18 protein-coding genes and 1 riboswitch are annotated in these 18,960 nt (G+C 38.1%); of the genes, 6 read left to right on the top strand and 12 right to left on the bottom strand.

The window, feature by feature from the left end:
* Positions 1-129: 129 nt before the first annotated feature.
* Positions 130-244, bottom strand: a riboswitch (SAM riboswitch).
* Between the two features lie 559 nt (positions 245-803).
* From GMJ66_RS01105 to GMJ66_RS01075, 7 genes are all read right to left on the bottom strand, one after another.
* A complete protein-coding gene (locus GMJ66_RS01105) occupies positions 804-1,118 on the bottom strand; it encodes a thioredoxin family protein (protein WP_156288497.1) in 315 nt (104 codons plus the stop codon).
* Positions 1,119-1,176: 58 nt separating this feature from the next.
* Positions 1,177-1,551 (bottom strand): toprim domain-containing protein, encoded by a 375-nt coding sequence (locus GMJ66_RS01100; RefSeq protein ID WP_156288496.1) that lies wholly within the window; start codon positions 1,549-1,551, stop codon positions 1,177-1,179.
* Between the two features lie 138 nt (positions 1,552-1,689).
* Entirely contained in the window at positions 1,690-2,073 is a 384-nt protein-coding gene (gene gcvH / locus GMJ66_RS01095; RefSeq protein ID WP_156288495.1) for a glycine cleavage system protein GcvH, read from the bottom strand.
* Between the two features lie 85 nt (positions 2,074-2,158).
* The gene (locus GMJ66_RS01090; protein ID WP_156288494.1) at positions 2,159-2,515 is read right to left on the bottom strand and encodes an arsenate reductase family protein; all 357 of its coding nucleotides are present in this window, start codon (positions 2,513-2,515) and stop codon (positions 2,159-2,161) included.
* A gap of 400 nt (positions 2,516-2,915) precedes the next feature.
* Complete coding sequence (locus tag GMJ66_RS01085) at positions 2,916-4,700, bottom strand: acyl-CoA dehydrogenase family protein (protein WP_156288493.1); 1,785 nt, start codon at positions 4,698-4,700, stop codon at positions 2,916-2,918.
* A gap of 42 nt (positions 4,701-4,742) precedes the next feature.
* Positions 4,743-5,918, bottom strand: coding sequence for an acetyl-CoA C-acetyltransferase (locus tag GMJ66_RS01080; RefSeq protein WP_156288492.1), 1,176 nt, complete (start codon positions 5,916-5,918; stop codon positions 4,743-4,745).
* 13 nt (positions 5,919-5,931) lie between these two features.
* Positions 5,932-8,319: a 3-hydroxyacyl-CoA dehydrogenase/enoyl-CoA hydratase family protein gene (locus GMJ66_RS01075; protein ID WP_156288491.1), complete on the bottom strand. Its 2,388-nt coding sequence runs from the start codon at positions 8,317-8,319 to the stop codon at positions 5,932-5,934.
* Between the two features lie 282 nt (positions 8,320-8,601).
* On the opposite strand from GMJ66_RS01075, the gene GMJ66_RS01070 reads away from it, so the two are divergent.
* Positions 8,602-9,345 carry an NADPH-dependent oxidoreductase gene (locus GMJ66_RS01070; RefSeq protein WP_156288490.1) on the top strand — a complete coding sequence of 248 codons (744 nt, stop codon included), beginning with the start codon at positions 8,602-8,604 and terminating at the stop codon, positions 9,343-9,345.
* Between the two features lie 468 nt (positions 9,346-9,813).
* Here GMJ66_RS01070 and copZ read toward each other — a convergent pair whose 3' ends face one another.
* From copZ to GMJ66_RS01055, 3 genes are read right to left on the bottom strand one after another with little or no spacing between them, the layout of a single operon-like run.
* On the bottom strand, positions 9,814-10,020 hold the full coding sequence (gene copZ, locus GMJ66_RS01065; protein ID WP_156288489.1) for a copper chaperone CopZ: 207 nt from the start codon (positions 10,018-10,020) through the stop codon (positions 9,814-9,816).
* A 56-nt stretch (positions 10,021-10,076) separates the two neighbouring features.
* Positions 10,077-12,461 (bottom strand): heavy metal translocating P-type ATPase, encoded by a 2,385-nt coding sequence (locus GMJ66_RS01060; protein WP_156288488.1) that lies wholly within the window; start codon positions 12,459-12,461, stop codon positions 10,077-10,079.
* A gap of 28 nt (positions 12,462-12,489) precedes the next feature.
* Positions 12,490-12,792, bottom strand: a complete 303-nt coding sequence (locus GMJ66_RS01055; RefSeq protein ID WP_156288487.1) for a metal-sensing transcriptional repressor — start codon at positions 12,790-12,792, stop codon at positions 12,490-12,492.
* A gap of 371 nt (positions 12,793-13,163) precedes the next feature.
* Here GMJ66_RS01055 and GMJ66_RS01050 point away from each other — a divergent pair, with 371 nt between their 5' ends.
* From GMJ66_RS01050 to GMJ66_RS01030, 5 genes are all read left to right on the top strand, one after another.
* Positions 13,164-14,204 (top strand): metal ABC transporter solute-binding protein, Zn/Mn family, encoded by a 1,041-nt coding sequence (locus GMJ66_RS01050; RefSeq protein WP_156288486.1) that lies wholly within the window; start codon positions 13,164-13,166, stop codon positions 14,202-14,204.
* Between the two features lie 358 nt (positions 14,205-14,562).
* Positions 14,563-15,318: a metal ABC transporter ATP-binding protein gene (locus tag GMJ66_RS01045; RefSeq protein WP_156288485.1), complete on the top strand. Its 756-nt coding sequence runs from the start codon at positions 14,563-14,565 to the stop codon at positions 15,316-15,318.
* Positions 15,319-15,332: 14 nt separating this feature from the next.
* Positions 15,333-16,181, top strand: a complete 849-nt coding sequence (locus GMJ66_RS01040) for a metal ABC transporter permease (RefSeq protein ID WP_156288484.1) — start codon at positions 15,333-15,335, stop codon at positions 16,179-16,181.
* The gene (locus GMJ66_RS01035) at positions 16,178-16,591 is read left to right on the top strand and encodes a Fur family transcriptional regulator (protein ID WP_156288483.1); all 414 of its coding nucleotides are present in this window, start codon (positions 16,178-16,180) and stop codon (positions 16,589-16,591) included. The genes GMJ66_RS01040 and GMJ66_RS01035 overlap by 4 nt, the downstream gene beginning before the upstream one ends.
* Before the next feature lie 219 nt (positions 16,592-16,810).
* A complete protein-coding gene (locus tag GMJ66_RS01030; RefSeq protein WP_197046566.1) occupies positions 16,811-17,236 on the top strand; it encodes an SH3 domain-containing protein in 426 nt (141 codons plus the stop codon).
* 50 nt (positions 17,237-17,286) lie between these two features.
* On the opposite strand, the gene GMJ66_RS01025 is transcribed toward GMJ66_RS01030, so the two are convergent.
* Together GMJ66_RS01025 and GMJ66_RS01020 are read right to left on the bottom strand one after the other, a co-directional pair.
* Positions 17,287-17,601, bottom strand: coding sequence for a DMT family transporter (locus tag GMJ66_RS01025; protein WP_156288481.1), 315 nt, complete (start codon positions 17,599-17,601; stop codon positions 17,287-17,289).
* Positions 17,601-17,942, bottom strand: coding sequence for a DMT family transporter (locus tag GMJ66_RS01020; RefSeq protein ID WP_156288480.1), 342 nt, complete (start codon positions 17,940-17,942; stop codon positions 17,601-17,603). Before GMJ66_RS01020 ends, GMJ66_RS01025 begins: the two co-directional genes overlap by 1 nt.
* Positions 17,943-18,960 lie beyond the last annotated feature (1,018 nt).

Raw genomic sequence — 18,960 nt, 5'->3', positions numbered from 1 at the left:
CTTAGATGTTAAAATTTCAGCCATTGGGGAGTGCCCTTCTTTGCTAAAATTTCACACTGTCCTAACGAGTAAAATAAAAACGTCTTTCTGCATGAGAACAGAAAGACGTTAAAAACAAAGTCATCCGTTCTCTCATCTTTCAAAGCAAACGCCTTGCAGGAATTAGCACCTTTTTCAAAACATTTAAGTTTGAAGGTTGCCGCGGTTTCTAAGGGCCTTGTCCCTCCACCGCTCTTGATAAGAGATCCTATCATTAAATTTAATTATTATTGTCGAATAATATGACAATAATACTAGCATAATAGATTTATATTTGTCAATAAAAACTGATTAAATTTGAATAGATTTCTATAAACTGCGAACTAACTTTAAATGATGTTGGAGCACCAACTTACCGCTACGGAAATACACTGCGACTTCCGCGGGTGACCATAAAGAAGCAGATGTCGACTGTTACGCAAAATATCAACACAACGGGCGCACATATCAACCAGTGTATACAGGATATCAACCATTAGAAGGCATTTATCACTCGTGCCTAGACTCTAGCAGCGCGAGCACTACTGAGTAATCTTCTTTTTTTCATTAGTCAGGAGTTTATATCAATTCATAACAACAAACCTTGCGAAAAGATCCATAAATATTATTAGAAAAACTCGCATTCGCTCGTCTTTTAGCGAATGGGCCAGTTTTTCTTATACTAAGGACCTTAAAATTTTAGCTACGCCGATACTACTTCTTTGCTAAAATTTTATACTTTCCTAACGTGAAATAAAAAATCGACTCCACTGCCGATTTTTTAGTTAATTATTTGCAAAAAGTTCTGGTTTATAGTCCATTAAGTACGAATAAATATTAGCAATCGATTTAAACGCATATATCTTTTCTTTTAATTCATTATTATCTTTTATTAATAAACATGGGACACTTTCGATTTTATTATCCTGCATGAATTCAGGATAAAACGATGCATTCATTTCATAAAAAATGGTTGCCTTATGAACCGATTCAATTTTTTCGAGCATCGTCCTTGCTAAACCACAAGTTCCACAAAATGGTGTATAAATGTATAACAGATATCTTTCCTGATTTAGTGCTTGTTCTGTAATTTCCTGCAAAAATACCACCCTAAACGTTTATAATGATCATTTGTGGTAAATAATACCATAACTTTATTTAAATGTTCCTTACATCTTTAACTAAGAACAATGGATTTACCGAAAAATGTTTGCTTACCAAAGTAGTCGCGAGAACATGTTCAGGTGTTGTTGCCACTTCCCGATATTCACTGCTAACATAAATATGATCAGCATGTGGTAATTCACGAGCAAGCTGTTTTCGCAACTTCATCCCGGAATGATCCTCATCAACCAAAATAAATACATCTCTGTCATCTAATCGATACGTTTCTAACATCTCATCCAAACGCTCCACACCAAGCGTACCGTTCGTACAGACAATCGTTACATCGTCATTGATAACTTTTTCAATCTGACGTTTATCAGTCAACCCTTCTACTATGATTACTTTTTCTGACTCAGTCGTTATCATCACACAGCACTCCTTATGTAAGCAAACAAGATGCTTATTTTAAGTATTCAGTTTAGATAAGTATATGATAGAACAAAGGCTAACTATACACTTTTTTCGAAAATGTCAGTTAGCCATTGATGTTTATTTGGTTTTATATTAATCTTCTTCCGTCAATTGTCTGTATTCTTCCGGTTTAAGTAAATTGTCAAGCTCGGATTCATCGGAAATTTCTACAACAACCATCCATGCTTTTTCATAAGGAGATTCATTCACATATTCCGGGCTGTCTTCCAAGTCTTCATTAATTTCCACAACGGTTCCGCTAATTGGTGCATATAATTCAGACACAGTCTTAACAGATTCTACGCTTCCGAACGGTTCATCAACTTTCATTTCATCTCCTGCTTCCGGAAGTTCAACAAAAACAATATCCCCTAGCTCGTCCTGTGCAAAATCTGTAATTCCGATACGAACTTTATTTCCTTCTTTTTTTACCCATTCATGTTCTTTTGAATACAATAATTCTTCTGGTAAGCTCACTTTAAATCCCTCCAAATTTTCATTCAATTCAACTATACCTGTTTATAGGATATTTTTCCAGTAGTTATCATCATAAATGTGCTTATTACAGCCATGTCTCTGAAAATGTATTTTCTTTAAAGCCAACGGTCACCTTTTCCCCATCTGTTACAATCGGCCGCTTAATCAGCATTCCATCTGAAGCCAGAATTTCAGCCATTTCTTCAGCTGTCGTATCCTGAATTTTTTCTTTTATGTTCAGTTCCCGATATTTTTTCCCACTCGTATTAAAAAACTTCTTCGCAGGTAATTCACTTTTATTTATGAAATCTAATAGTTCGTTTTTTGATGGAGTTTCATCCACAATATGTACAGCTGTATAATCAACCTGATTGTCCTCCAGCCATTTTTTTGCTTTTTTGCACGTTCCACAATTTGGATACCAATAAAATGTTAATGACATCTTAGACACTCCTTACCAATCTATTTCCTTTATCTTACCATGTTTGTTCATGGAGTTACACTGTTGGGTTTAAAGCATATATACAAAAAATAAATTACTACATGTAAATGTTGTTATATCAATATTTGCCGGGAGTTTTCATCATATGTGCTGTCAAAGTCAGGAGCGTAGTGTATTTCCGGAGCGGTAAGTTGATGTTCCAACATCATTTAAAGTTTTTGGGAAAACAGTCTTATTAAAAAAGAAAAAATCCGAACTCAATTCGAATTCTAACGGAAGAATTTTGAATCATAGTTCGGATTTATGTTAAACTAAAATACTTTTGCTCCAGCCTCTCTTTATCAATATAAGAGGAATAAACTAACCCCAAAGGCGAGACCATCAATGCCTACATTTTTTATCAAACCACGTATTTCTCCTCTTCAATAATTCTTGCAGCAATCTCCCGCTTTTTCGCAATGATATTCATTGGTGTATGGCGAGTTAATTTACGAAGCGAGGATAGCATCATTCGTAACGTATCGCCTTCTTCTGTAGCAATAATCGTTTCTTTCGCATCTCCTTCCATACGATGAAACGCTTCCTGAACATATACTTGAGTATAAAGCAGTTTTTGTTCATTTGCTTCTTCGCCAGATTTACTGATTGCTTTTTCTGTCCGAAGAATTGCTGCTTCCATATTATATATTTCAGATACCATATCCGCTAAATTGACGAGAATTTCCTGTTCGTTTTCAATCTTATCCCGATACTTTTGAACAGCTAAACCTGCAGCGAATAAGAAAATTTTTTTTGCATTCTTCAGTAAATATTTTTCCTGTTCTAATGTACCTGTTCCAATTTCCTCAGGCTTTTTCATAACCAGTTGCTCTTGAAGACTTTGCGCTTGCTCCAATAAAGGAAGTTCTCCTTTCATGGCTTTCTTAAGCAATGTACCAGGAACAAGCAGGCGATTAATTTCATTCGTTCCTTCAAATATACGATTAATTCGGGAGTCACGATACATGCGCTCTACTTCATATTCCTGAATAAAGCCATTTCCACCATGCATTTGCACTGCTTCATCTACCACATAGTCCAAAAGCTCTGTAGCGGTATATTTATTTAAAGAACATTCAATTTGATATTCAGCGATGGCAGCAGCAATTTCTCTTCCATCTTTTAATTGTTCCTCTGTCAGTGAACCCATTCGCTGCTCGAATAACCCGACTGTCCGATATACGGCACTTTCATTAGCATAGATTTTCGCAGCCATGGTTCCCAGTTTTTCCTGAGTCAAAGAGAAACTGGAAATCTTTGTATGAAATTGCTTACGCTCATTCACATATTTCACAGCAACTTCCAATGCCGCTTTGGCGCTACCAACCCCGCCAATAGCTAGCTTATAACGACCGACATTCAAGATATTAAAGGCAATCTTATGGCCTTTCCCTTTTTCACCTAATAAATTTTCAACAGGTACTTCTGCATCATCCAAAACTAAGGTTCTTGTAGAAGAACTCTTAATTCCCATTTTTTTCTCTTCTGCTCCAGTGGATACACCAGGGAAATCCCGTTCTACGATAAAAGTGGAAAAATGTTCTCCATTAATCTTCGCATATACAACAAATACATCTGCAAATGCGGAATTTGTGATAAATTGCTTTTCCCCATTTAAAATGTAGTGTGTACCAGTCTCATTTAATACTGCAGTCGTTTTAGCACTCAATGCATCGGAACCGGAAGTTGCTTCTGTTAAAGCATACGCAGCAATTAATTCCCCTGTAGCAAGCTTAGGCAGGTATTTTTCTTTTTGTTTCTCATTACCGAAAAATACAATTGGAAGGGAACCAATGCCTACATGTGCTCCGTGGGAAATAGAGAAGCCACCAGCACGGGAAAACTCTTCGGTAATTAATGCAGAACTTGTTTTATCCAATCCCAATCCACCATATTCTTCGGGTACATCCGCACCTAAAAGTCCTAATTCCCCAGCTTTCTTTAGAAGATTTAAAGATATATCGAAGTTCTGATTTTCTAATTCCTCCAGGTTAGGTAATACCTCTTTATCAATAAATTCCTCGGTTGTCTTGGAAATCATGATTTGTTCATCTGTGAAATCTTCTGGTGTGATTATATCCTGACTAGTTAGATCTTCCGTTAAAAATGCCCCGCCCTTAAAAAGCTTTTCCCTAGTTTCACTCATGCTTTTCTTCCTCCCTAAAAATAATAGATTCATAACATTCCCTTACAAAATTTCAAACACTCCTGCAGCACCCATTCCTCCGCCAATACACATGGTTACAACACCAAATTGCACATTTCTTCGTTTCATTTCATGTATTAGGGTCAATGTCAGTTTCGTTCCTGTGCAGCCAAGTGGATGTCCAAGAGCAATGGCACCGCCATTCACATTCACTTTATCGATATCCAAATCCAGAGCATGCACAACACGAACAGCTTGAGCGGCGAATGCTTCATTCAGTTCAAATAAATCAATATCCGAAAGCTCTAATCCTGCCATTTTCAATGCTTTTGGAATAGCCGCTACAGGGCCTACTCCCATGATTTCCGGTTCCACACCAGCAACCGCAAAGGAACGAAATTTCACGAGCGGGGTTAACCCCTCAGCTTCTGCCTTTTCACGGTCCATCACTAACACGGATGCTGCCCCATCACTCATTTGTGAAGAATTACCAGCTGTTACCGTTCCCTTCTTCTTAAAAGCCGGACGCAATTTTGCTAAAACCTCCGTAGTCGTGTCTGAACGTACACCCTCATCCATTTCAAACGTAAAGGATTTTTCCTCTATCTTATTGTTTGTGCCAATCACCCGTTCAGTAACCTCCACAGATGCAATCTCATCATTGAATTTCCCTTCCTGAATCGCTTTATTAGCACGTTTATGGCTTCTTACCGCAAACTCATCCTGATCTGATCGAGAAATCTCAAACCGCTCTGCCACTTCTTCGGCCGTATGCCCCATACTCATGTAATATCCCGGTGCTTTCTCGACCAAATTGACATTTGGTTTAATGACATGCCCACCCATTGGGATTAGGCTCATCGATTCCGCACCACCCGCAATAATGGTGTCACTTGCACCTACCATGATTCTCTCCGCAGCATATGCAATGGACTGTAAACCTGATGAACAATACCGATTAATGGTTACTCCTGGTACATCATGCTTTAAACCAGCTAGCCCAGCAATATTGCGTGCCATATTCATTCCCTGTTCTGCCTCAGGCATCGCACAGCCAATGATGACATCATCAATATTTCCATCATAATCGCCCGCACGCTTTAATGTCTCTTTTATAGTCCGTACTGCTAAATCATCCGGCCTTGTGTTAGCCAAAGATCCTTTAAATGCTTTACCAACGGGTGTTCTTGCTCCTGAAACAATGACTGCTTCCTTCATACTTTCCTCCCCTTTAATTACGTAGTGGTTTTCCTTTGACAAACATGTGCTGCATCCTAGCTTGTGTTAATGGTTCTCCAATAAGGCTCAGGAATGCTTCCCGTTCCAGATCCAACATCACTTGTTCATCTATGACACTACCTTCTCTAATACGCCCACCAGATAGAACATATGCTAATTTCTCAGCAATCTTTAGATCATGCTCTGTTGCATAACCGCCATATTGCATTGATTTTGCGCCCATTAACATGGCAGCATACCCTGCTTCACCAACAACTGGAATTTTCTCTGGTTTTGGTGCCTGATACCCTGTATTTGCCAATGCTAATACTTTTTCCTTCGCATCATATAAAAGGTGATCCGGATTTACACTTATACTGTCTCCAGCACCAAAGAATCCGTTTTCAAAACCTTCTGCTGCAGATGTGGAAACCTTCGCTGTGGCAACTTTTTCAAATACATCATTTGCCAGTTTCGTTAAATCCAAATCGATTCCCTTTGGCATGTTACGTAGCTGTTTTAAATACATTTCTTTCGTTCCTCCACCACCAGGGATAAGTCCAACTCCAACTTCTACCAGTCCAATATACGTTTCAGCAGAAGCTTGAACCGCCGCAGCAGGCAAAGATACTTCTGCCCCACCACCCAATGTCATATTAAAAGCTGCAGTAACAACCGGTTTTTCGGAATATTTAATATTCATAGCCATGTTTTGGAACTGACGAATTACTAAATCAAGCTCATCAAAGTTTCCATCCTGTGCTTCCATAAGCATTAATCCAAGGTTTGCACCAACACAGAAGTTCTTCCCTTGATTTCCAATAACAAGCCCTTCATAATTTTTGGATATTTCATCTAGTGCAAAATGAGTCATTTGAATGGAATCAAGACCTAATGCATTGCCTTTGGAATGAAACTCAAGCAGTGCTACTCCATCCCCCATGTCAATCAAACTCGCGCCTGGATTCTTCTTTATTACTCCATTTTGTTCTTTTAAGTCTATTAAATTAATTTCTTTTCTATGAAAGGTTTGCCTTTTATACTCCCCTTGTTCATAGTAATAAATATTGCCTTTCTCCTGTTTGTAAAACGATTCATATCCATCTTCCAAAAGGTTCAGCACCCATTTTGGTACCGTTTCTCCTTCCTGCTGCATTCGAGCCACTGAGATTCTTAAGCCAATGGCATCCCATGTTTCAAACGGCCCTAATTCCCAGCCGAATCCCCATTTCATGGCCTGGTCAATCGCAACAATATCGTCGGCAATCTCACCAAGTAATTCTGCGGAATAAAGCAGTGTAGGTTTTAAAACAGACCATACCAAATCCCCTGCTCGGTCACCTTTTGCATTTACTAGTGCTTTCATTTTTTTCTCTGGACCCTTTTCCTGTAAAGCTAAATCCATGGCTGACGTTTTTAGTTTTTTCCGTTCTTCATATACAAGTGTATTCGGATTTAATTCTTCAATTACTTTCCCTTTTTTTACAAAAAATCCTTTCCCACTCTTTGCACCAATCCAGCCGTTCTCCTTCATTTTTTCCATAAAATCAGGGACATCAAAAACTTCCTTTTCTTTTCCTTCCACTTGGTCATAAACATTTTTTGCAACATGAATAAATGTATCCAAGCCAACCACATCCAAGGTGCGGAATGTCGCGCTTTTCGGTCTGCCAATCAAAGGACCTGTTACTGAATCCACTTCCCCAGCACTATATCCGCCCTTCAACATCTCTCTTACTGTAACAAGTAAACCATACGTGCCAATTCGATTAGCAATAAAGTTTGGCGTGTCTTTTGCTTCTACAACACCTTTTCCTAAAACATCTTCCCCAAGCGTTTTCATAAATGAAAGGGCGTCCGGATCTGTATACTTCGTTGGAATGACTTCTAATAGTTTTAAGTATCTTGGAGGATTAAAAAAGTGAGTACCAAGAAAATGCTTTTTCATATCGTCAGAACAATCCTCTATCATATCGTGAACTGAGATTCCTGAAGTATTGGAAGTGACAAATGTTCCAGGTTTGCGATATTTATCTACATTAGCAAAAACCTTTTTCTTAATCTCTAAGTTCTCCACCACGACTTCAATAATCCAATCTACCTCTGCAAGCTTCTCCATATCATCTTCCATATTGCCTACTTGAATCAAATCAAGACTCTTCTTCGTTGTTATTGGCGAAGGCTTCTGCTTCAGTAATGCCTGTTTACTCTTCTGGACTATACGATTCCGGACGGCCGGATGTTTCAATGTAAATCCTTTTGCCTCTTCTGCTTTGGTTAACTCTCTTGGTACAATATCAAGCATTAGTACGGGTATACCTACATTTGCCAGGTGAGCAGCAATACCTGATCCCATGACCCCTGATCCAAGGACTGCAGCTTTTTTCACTTGGTACTTCATATTTTCCTCCCCCTTGTATTTTCTTAAATGAATGGTCATTCATTTTCTGCCCAAAAAATTTTAGATAGCTTTCTATCCGTCTATTTCTACTATAAAGTATTTTCAGACATTTCGCAATAAAATTCGTCAACTTAATCTTCAATCAGTCGATTTCTTTTCGTTAAGGGCTTAAGCCAGTTAATCATGTAATAAAATACTCGCTATTTAGTGTCTTATTTTTGAAAAGACCATCATTATCCGTTAAGATAATCCCGATATGACATATTAAGGAGGTATCACTAAATGAATGAAGTTATCAACACCTTGTTATCTCATCGCTCATTTCGATCTTACGAAAATAAACCAGTCGATGAAAATCAGTTAAACGAAATTATCAAAGCGGTTCAGGCAGCTCCTAATTGGACAAACGGACAGAATACAACGATTATTGCCATAAAAGATCCTGAACGAAAAAAACGATTTGCGGAATTATGCGGAAATCAGAAACATATTGAGGAGGCAGCCGTTTTCCTCGTATTTTGTGCTGATTTTTATCGGACGTATATAGCAAGTCAAATGGAAGGAACGGAAATGGGGGCATTGGAAGATATTGATACATTAATCGTTGGATCTACCGATGTTGGTATTGCTCTCGGTACTGCTGTGACCGCAGCAGAATCTTTTGGTCTGGGAACGGTACCTATAGGGGGTATACGAAGAAATGCAAAAGAGGTTATAAAAGAACTAAGTCTGCCACCATACGTTATTCCCGTCTCTGGACTATGTATTGGGCACCCGGCAAAAGATCCTGGTCATAAACCGCGCCTGCCAAAAGAAGCGGTCTACCACGAAGAAACATACCATCGTGAATTACAACCTATACTCGAGAAATATAATGAAACTTATTCGGCCTATCTAAGTGACCGGTCAAGCAATCAACGAAACAGCACGTGGACTGAACATGTCGCGAAGTTTTTCAGTAAATCCTATTATGACGGTATACCGGAAATGCTGGACCAGCAAAAATTTCCTGGTGGAAAGTCCTAAACATTAGTGGCTATGTATGATGGCCACTTTTTTTATACGTTAGGAAAGTATAAAATTTTAGCATGAAGAGGATTCGACGTAGTTAAAATTTTAATGTACCAAGTATAAGAAAAACGAACACATTCGCTAAAGGACGAGCGAATGCGAGTTTTTCTAATCAATAGGTATCATTGTTCTACTTGGCAAATACATAGAAGAGGAAGACAATGAGTGAGATGAGTATAATTAATCTTCAATCAGTGGGGGTCTTACAGCCAGTTAATCGCGTGATAAATCGATTACCGGGTGCTTTTCCTTTAATATTCTTTGTTCTTCACTTTTGGGCTGCACACCTCATTTTTGAGCGCTCCTATTCTTTTATGAGCGGCACTCCTCCACTTTTGATCGGTCCAGTCTTTCATTACACAAAAAAGGAGCTGGTTCTCAAACGCACGGAAACCAACTCCCTTTATTATAGTTAAATACTATTTAAGCTACAACATCATAGCCTTGTTCTTCTACTGCTTCGTGTAATTGTTCTAAGTTCACTTTAGACTTATCATAAGTCACTTCTACTTTGCCAGTTTCCAGATTTACTTCTACACTTGATACGCCATCTACTTCATTTAGCGCACCTTCCACTGACATTTTGCAATGACCACAAGTCATCCCTCTAACATCTAAGGTCGTTTTCATAATCATTTCACCCCCTTTAAAAGAATTCACCGGCTTGTGGCAAAAGTACCTCTACGTTATATTTTCACTCGCTTCAATCGAAGGGAGTTAGTCACCACACTTACAGAACTAAATGCCATGGCAGCTCCCGCAATCCACGGTGCCAATAATCCAAAGGCTGCAATCGGGATCCCAGCACTGTTATACGCAAAGGCCCAGAACAGATTCTGGCGGATATTTTTAATGGTAGCTTTACTCATTTTAATCGCTTTTGGTATAAGCAGTAATTCACCACCAAGTATCGTTACATCTGCAGCTTCAATTGCCACTTCAGTACCTGTTCCGATTGCAATTCCTATATCAGCAATCGCTAATGCTGGTGCGTCATTGATACCATCACCAACCATTGCAACTTTCTTACCCTGCAATTGAATTTCCTTTACTTTATTTGCTTTTTCTTCTGGTAAAACCTGTGCAATTACCTGATCAATATTCACTTGATCTGCAATTGCTTTTGCTGTTCGCTCATTATCCCCGGTTAACATGATAACTTCTAGTCCAAGGTCCTTCAATTGGTCGATTGCTTCAACAGCCGTTTCCTTGATGGTATCGGCTACAGCAATGACACCACGATACGCGTTATTTACTGCAATCAGCATTGCTGTTTTCCCATTGGTTTCAAAATCAATGAGATGTTGTTCTGCATGGTCGACATCAATACCATGTTCACCCATTAGCTTTCGATTACCTACAAGAATACGATTTCCTGTAATGGCAGCTTCAATGCCATGTCCGGGTATAGCTGAAAAGTGCTCGACATCTTTTAGTTCGACTTCCTTTTCTGTCGCATATGCTACAATGGCTTCTGCTAACGGATGTTCTGAACCCTTTTCTGCACTTGCTAATAATTGGAGTGTTTCCAGGTCTCCAGTAAAGTCTGTCACTTCTGGTTTTCCTTTTGTAATTGTACCTGTTTTATCAAGGACAATAGCATCTAATGCATGAGTTCGCTCCAGATGCTCGCCACCTTTAAATAGAATCCCACTTTCCGCAGATCTGCCAGTTCCAACCATAATAGAGGTAGGTGTCGCCAGACCCAGTGCACATGGACATGCAATTACCAGTACAGCAATCGCAGTAACCAGAGCGGTTTCAAAATTTCCCGGTTGAACAAATGATATCCAAATAATAAAGGTCAAAATGGAAATTCCTACAACAATTGGAACAAAATAGCCGGATATCACATCCGCTAACCGCTGAATCGGCGCTTTGGAACCTTGAGCATCTTCCACCACTTTAATAATCGACGCCAGTGCTGTATCCTTTCCAACTCTGGTTGCTTCCATTTCGATCGAGCCGTTTTTATTTAAAGTAGAACCAATAAGTGTTGCTTCTGTATCTTTTTCAACGGGAATCGATTCACCGGTAATCATCGACTCGTCTATTGATGTTCTTCCTTTCTTTAAAATACCATCTACAGGTATTTTTTCACCTGGTTTTACTAATAACCGTTCACCAACTGCAACTTCCTCTACTGGAATCATCACCTCTTCGCCATATCGAATAACGCGTGCCTGTTTTGCCTGTAGATTTAGCAGTTTTGATATCGCTACAGTTGTTTGTGATTTTGCCCTTACTTCCAAATATTTTCCAAATAAAATTAGTGTTATTAATATAGCACTTGTTTCAAAATACAAGTGTGGCATGTATTCTGGATTACCAATCGTTTTGATTGCCTCATACAAACTGTAAAAATAGGCTGCACTTGTTCCTAAAGCAACGAGCACATCCATGTTTGCTCCACCACTTCTTAGATTTTTATATGCCCCAACATAGAACTGCCAGCCGATATAAAATTGGACTGGTGTAGCTAGCGCAAATTGAAACCATGGATTCATGAATAAATCAGGAATACGCACACCTACTAAATGAACAAGCATGGTGAGCAGTAATGGTGCAGATAATATAGAAGAAATAATTAATTTGGTCTTCATCTTTTGCAGCTGTTTTTCTTTAGTCTTTTTCTTCTCTGCATTATCCGCTTTTACTTTTGCATCATAGCCAAGTTTTTGAATCTTGCCGATCATTGCTTCAATATCCACCATTCCAGGATTGTACTCAACGGCTGCACTTTCCGTTGCTAAATTGACATTGGCAAGCTTCACACCCTCTTGTTTATTCAGCACTTTTTCAATTCGATTGGAACATGCAGCACAGGTCATGCCCATCACATCAAACTCTGTTTTTTCTGTTTGTACACCGTAACCCAGTTTTTCAATTTTGGCTGTTATATCTTCAAATGACGCTTTTTCTGAATCATAATCCACATTCGCTTTTTCTGTAGTTAAGTTCACTTGAGCTTCGACACCGTCCATTTTGTTTAGGACCTTTTCTATTCTACTTGAACAAGCCGCACAGGTCATCCCCGTAACGCCAAGTGTCGTATGTTTAGCTTCACCCATTGTATTCCCTCCTTACTTCCTCTAAATCTTACTTGGAAAACTGTTTCATAACCTCCATCAATTCTTCGATGGCTTCATTTCCTTCTCCTGACTTCACCGCATCACTGACACAATGTTTCACATGTCGTTCTGCAACTTCAAATCCAACTTTTTTTAAAGCTGCATTGATTGCACCAATCTGCACTAATATATCTACACAGTAACGATCCTCTTCCACCATTTTTTGAATACCTCGAACTTGCCCTTCTATACGCTTTAATCGATTGACAACGGCCTTTTTTTCACCATCTGTTCTTGGAGTAACTGGATGTTCATGCAAGAATTTATCCATATTTTCACTTCCTTTATATTCACTTATCACTATTACACTTAATACTATACCCCCCTATAGTATTAATGTCAATGGATTTGTTCATTCATTTTAAAATACTAATACCGGTTTCCCTTATCAGCAATATAACTTCGGTTTAAATACGTATTTACTCACTATCTTATAGAGGTTTTTTACGCACTTATAATAGAAAACTTATCATTTCTGTGATTATGCTTACACTCATTTTTTACTATTTCCCGAATAACATACTACTTGCAGAAATAGGATATTTAATAATAGAATCGGAATCATTCTTATTTACAAATCGAAATGATTACGGTATGATATGTTAGGTGGTTTAAAATTGATAAGTTGAGGAGGATATGTCAGTGAGATACTTAAAAGCTATCATACTATTAATATTAGTGACATCCGTTATGATTGGCTGTACTGCGGAAAATACAGAAGAAGAAACAATAAATAATAATGAATCATTAAAAATATATACAACGGTATACCCTATTGAATATGCAATCGGACGAATAAGTGGTGGTAGCATAATGGTAGAATCTGTATACCCTCCTGGGGTTGATGAGCATTCCTATGAACCTACATCTAAGGACATGACAGACATTGCTAAAAGCGATGCATTTATATATATCGGAGCCGGGCTGGAGCCATTCGCTGAAACAGCTGCAGAGACTTTAAGTAGTCAAAATCTTACAGTTATTGAGCTTGGCCAATATGAAGAACTTTTCCATGCTGATGATTCAGTAAAGCCAGAACAAGAATCTGACGAGCACAACGAGAATGAAGAAGCAGATCATGAAGATGAGCATGAATCTCATGAACATGATGAAGAAACCAGCCATGATGACGAAGATGAGCATGATGACCATAATCATGGTGATCAGGATCCACATATTTGGATTGATCCGCTCCGTATGCTCGAAATGTCTGAAATCATTAAAGAGGAACTAGTGAAATTAAATCCGGAATCCGAATCTTTATATAATGAAAACTTTGAGGAATTAAAAGAAGACTTAGTTGCACTAGATGAAGAATTCACGGAAACACTTCAGGAAAAAAGCAATAAAAGATTATTAGTTGCTCATGCTGCTTACGGGTACTGGGAAGAACGTTATGGTATCGAGCAAATTGCCATTAATGGCCTATCTTCAAGCAGTGAACCATCCCAGAAAGAACTAACCGAGATTATTGATCAAGCAAGAAAATATGAATTAGACTACGTTATTTTTGAACAGAATACGTCCAGTCGTTTAACAGAAGTTATTCAAGACGAAATTGGTGCTGAATCAGCAACCATTCATAATTTATCTGTATTAACTGATGAGGATATAGCCAATAATGAAGATTACCTCTCTTTAATGAAGAAAAACTTGGAGACTTTAAATCTAGTTATGGAATAAAAATAGACCAGTTAGGTTGTGCTTTTTTTATTCCCGCAGTTGATAAAGACCGCGAAGTAAGTGCAACGTTGATTTTCCGCTCCGGGCAGTACGCTTTCCGTAGCGGTAGGTTACAACACCAATTTAGCATCTAAAGTTAATTCGCAATTAATGTAGTAGTGGAAAACAACAATCCTTTAGAAATAATTAGAAAAACTCGCATTCGCTCGTCCTTTAGCGAATGGGTAGTTTTTCTTATACTTAGGACGTTAAAATTTTAGCTACGTCGAAAAGCTTCTTTGCTAAAATTTTATACTTTCCTAACGTGCAAAAAATAAGATAAAGCTTCGTTTAGACGCTTTTGAGTGGAGGTGTAATAATGAAAGAACCGATTGTATCTATGAAAAATGTAAGCTATGCTTATGAAGAAAAGACGGTACTTGATCATATCCATTTTGAACTGCCTCAAGGGTCATTTATGGGCTTAGTTGGACCAAATGGCGGTGGGAAAACTACGTTAATTAAATTGCTGCTTGGTCTATTAAAACCGGATGAAGGTTCAATCGAATTATTCGGTAAACCAATTGGAAAATTTAAAGAACGGAATAAAATCGGATTTGTTTCTCAAAAAGCAAACACCTTTAACCGCGGGTTTCCAGCAACGGTGTTTGAAGTAGTTTCTACAGGACTGACTGCGAAGGTTGGTTATTTTAAGTTTTTTAGTAGAAAACACAAGGCAAAGGTATTGGAAGCTATCAATCAAGTAGGAATGCTGGAATACGCATATGAAAATATCGGAAATTTATCAGGGGGACAGCAGCAGCGAGTATTTATCGCAAGGGCATTGGTAAATGATCCGGAACTTTTAATTTTAGACGAACCTACCGTCGGAGTGGACTATGAAAATGTTAGACGTTTCTATGAATTACTCCACCAGTTACATGAAGTCAAAAATATTACCCTATTGCTAATAACCCATGATACAGGCACAATGACCGAACATGCTACAGACATTGTATGCTTAAATAAAACACTGCATTTTCATGGGAAACCGGAAGATTATACTTCGTTGACAGAAGAGGATTTATCTAACTTTTACGGTCATCCAGTTAATGTCGTTGCACACAACCACTAGAGAGGAGGCATCATATGTTTGCAGACTTTTATCAGTATGACTTTCTGCGTTATACTTTTTTAACGGGATTAATGATTGGAATTATTGCTCCATTACTTGGAACATTTATTGTCGTAAGAAGGCTTTCTTTAATTGCTGATGCCCTCTCCCATGTGACATTAGCAGGGATTGCCTTTGGATTAATGGTAGAAAAACTATTTGCCATTGTATTTTCACCATTATATGCTGGGATGATTTTTTCGGTTTTCGGATCAGTCCTCATTGAAAAGCTTCGTAGTGTATACAAAGCCTACCAGGAAATAGCTATCCCTATCATTCTATCAGGTGGAGTCGGCTTAAGTGTTATTTTTATTGCCATAGCAGATGGCTTTAATAATGATTTATTCAATTATTTATTCGGTTCCGTATCTGCTGTAAGTCAAAGCGACTTTTTTATGATTCTAACTATTTCCATCTTTGTTATACTTGTAGTAGCATTATTTTATAAGGAATTATTTACATTATCGTTTGATGAAGAGCATGCAACGATTTCCGGAATTCATTCCAAACGAATCCATTTGCTTTTCATCGTTCTGACTGCACTTGTTATTGCAGCATCCATTCGTATTGTCGGAGTGTTGCTTGTCTCCGCATTAATGACATTGCCGGTTGCAGCTGCTATGCGACTTGCAAAAGGATTTAAGCAAATGATGGGATTATCTATTCTATTTGGGGAATTGGCTGTTATTAGTGGCCTAATTTCTGGTTACTATTTAAATATTCCACCTGGTGGAACGATTGTATTGGTATCTATTATCATATTACTAATCTCTATAGTCATAAAACAATTGAAATTTCCTAAAAAAGTGAGGGAAGCGAAATGAATATAAATGAAGCAATCGACCTTTTAAAAAACAAAGGCTATAAAGCTACGGGGAAACGGAAGGATATTTTGGCATATTTCGCTGACAAAGATGGCTATCGTACTGCGAAGGACTTGATTACTCATCTGGAAAACCGTTATGATGGTGTCAGTTTCGATACCATCTACCGAAATCTCCATTTATATGACGAAATGGGAATATTAGAAACAACCGAGTTGAACGGGGAAAAACATTTCCGGATGAATTGTACGAGTCACCACCATCATCATTTTATTTGCAATGAATGCGGAAAGACGAAGGAAATTAAAGTATGCCCGATGGATGATGTACAACAAACGTTAGCAAATTATGCCATTGAAGGACATAAATTTGAAATATACGGATTGTGTCCGTCATGCCAGGAACATTAAACTTTATCTGCGGCAGGATGATATAAAGTGATTGAAGCAAAAATCATTTTATCATCCTGCCGATTTTGTTATGATGAAATCCCCATTACATATAATCACTAGCTGAATGTTTTTCCTTAAATATATGTAGCTAATTCCGTTAAAATAAGGCAGATACTCCAAATTTCTACATTTTTCATGTATAATGAAATAGAAATTATACATATAGGAGAAATTACAATGAAAAAAAGTAAAGGTTTTGCTATAGCTATACTAACCATTTTAACTACTGCATTTATTGCATTTGTCGTAATCATGCAGCATAATTTCACCAATCCGGATTTTGCAACAGCCCAGTCACAACCAAGTGCGGTTTCAACGGAAGAGTCGCCTTCTTTAACAGAAACAGAAGAAGATACGGAGAAAGACAAAGACGAGGAAAAAGCAAACAAAAAATCCGAATCTTCTCCAGTCACGATGTATGTTACAGCGGATTTATTAAATGTTCGGAGTGGCCCAACTACAGATGGTGACATTGTAGGTGTTGTTGGACGGAACCAGGAAGTGAAAGTAGAAGACATGGATGATTCCGAGGAATGGGTAAAAATAATAACGGATGAGTTTACTGGTTATGTCAATAGTAAATACTTAACAAATGAAGAGTGAGACAAGGAGTCATAGAGATATTCTCTAGGCTCTTTTTATTTTCCCCTATTCTAATCAATTAGCTTTAACCCGATAACGGCTAATACTATCATTAAAATAAATAAGATTCTTAACCATTGTTTGGATTCTCCGTATAAAATCATTCCCACCAATACACTTCCCACTGCACCAATCCCTGTCCAAACGGCATAGGCTGTACTCATGGAAATCGTACGCATCGCAAGGGACAAAAATAGAAAACTAATAAAAAAACCACCAATTAACATCGTAAAAGACAGGAAATTTTTCTTCCGGTTCACCTGATTAATCCCCATTACACCACAAACTTCCGCTACCCCCGCTACAAGTAAAAATAACCAGTCCATTATGCATGCTCTCCCTTGCTTTCCTTATTTGGTGTGATTGTTTTCAAACCAATAACACCACATAACAATAAAAATATGAGGAAAACCTTAATCCATTGAAATGGCTCCCCAAAAATAAGAATGTCTATAATTACAGTTCCAGTAGTTCCTATTCCAGTAAAAACTGCATATGTCGTACCAACTGGTAAACGTCGTGATCCAATAATTAAAAGATGCATGCTAACGTATATAGCTAATAGGGTTAATCCCCATGTCCACCAATTATAAGCATGATTCAACCCAATCACCCAGCCAATTTCAAACAATCCTGCTATTAAAATAATGTTCCAGTCTTTATTCATAAGCCACCTCATATTTCTTGTAAAGAATCCACCAATCCGTATCGGTCGTTAAAAAGATCCATAGCTAACTAATATTTGCACAGCCAAATAATTATGTGGGTCACTTGAAAGCATTCTATTTTTATTTTCCAATTCATCCAAATATTAGCATCCCTAAAATACTTAATAATAAATGGTTTCATATCATTTTTCATCCATGAGCAATTTTAACACTTTTTATGAAATTATGGTGAAATTTTAAATTCCGTTTGTACATAATCCTTTTCAAAAAGATTATTGTAGTTGACACAAAATATATAAACTGCGAAGTACGCCTAACATTGATTTCCGCACCGGGAAGTACTATTCGCGGGCTCGCGATGAGCCTCCTCATGAGCAAAAACTGCTCGCTGTGGGGTCTCATCGTCTTCACTTTCCCTTAATAGTCGACTGCCATCCACTCCAATCGACCATGGGATTAGCACATAATGATAGGAATAAGAATAGTACAAATCTAACGTAGGAAATACATGGAAACCACTGTGGGAAAAGAGGCAACTTACCTGCTCAACTGATTTCAGAGCTCATTTAGTCACGTAGCACCTTCTAAGTGACCTTTTATCTGATTCTAGAGCTTATTCGGTAACGTAGCACCTTTCTATGTGACCTTTTAACTGATTCCGGAGCTCATTCAGTAACGTAGCACCTTTCTACGTGACCTTTTATCTGATTCCAGAGCTTATTCGGTAACGTAGCATCTTTCTACGTGACCTTTCATCTGATTCCAGAGCTCATTCAGTAACGTAGCACCTTTCTACGTGACCTTTTATCTGATTCTAGAGCTTATTCGGTAACGTAGAACCTTTCTATGTGACCTTTTATCTGATTCTAGAGCTTATTCGGTAACATAGAACCTTTCTATGTTACCTTTTATCTGATTCTGGAACTTATTCGGTAACGTAGCACCTCTCTACATGACCTTTTATTGATTCCAGAACTCACTCGGTCACGTAGCACCAGCCTCCCCCGAAAGGTATGT

The organism is Oceanobacillus salinisoli (genome assembly GCF_009733865.1).
Lineage (GTDB): Bacteria > Bacillota > Bacilli > Bacillales > Amphibacillaceae > Oceanobacillus > Oceanobacillus salinisoli.
The sequence above is the reverse complement of the archived record's forward strand: the minus strand, read 5'-3'. Positions and strand labels throughout refer to the sequence as shown.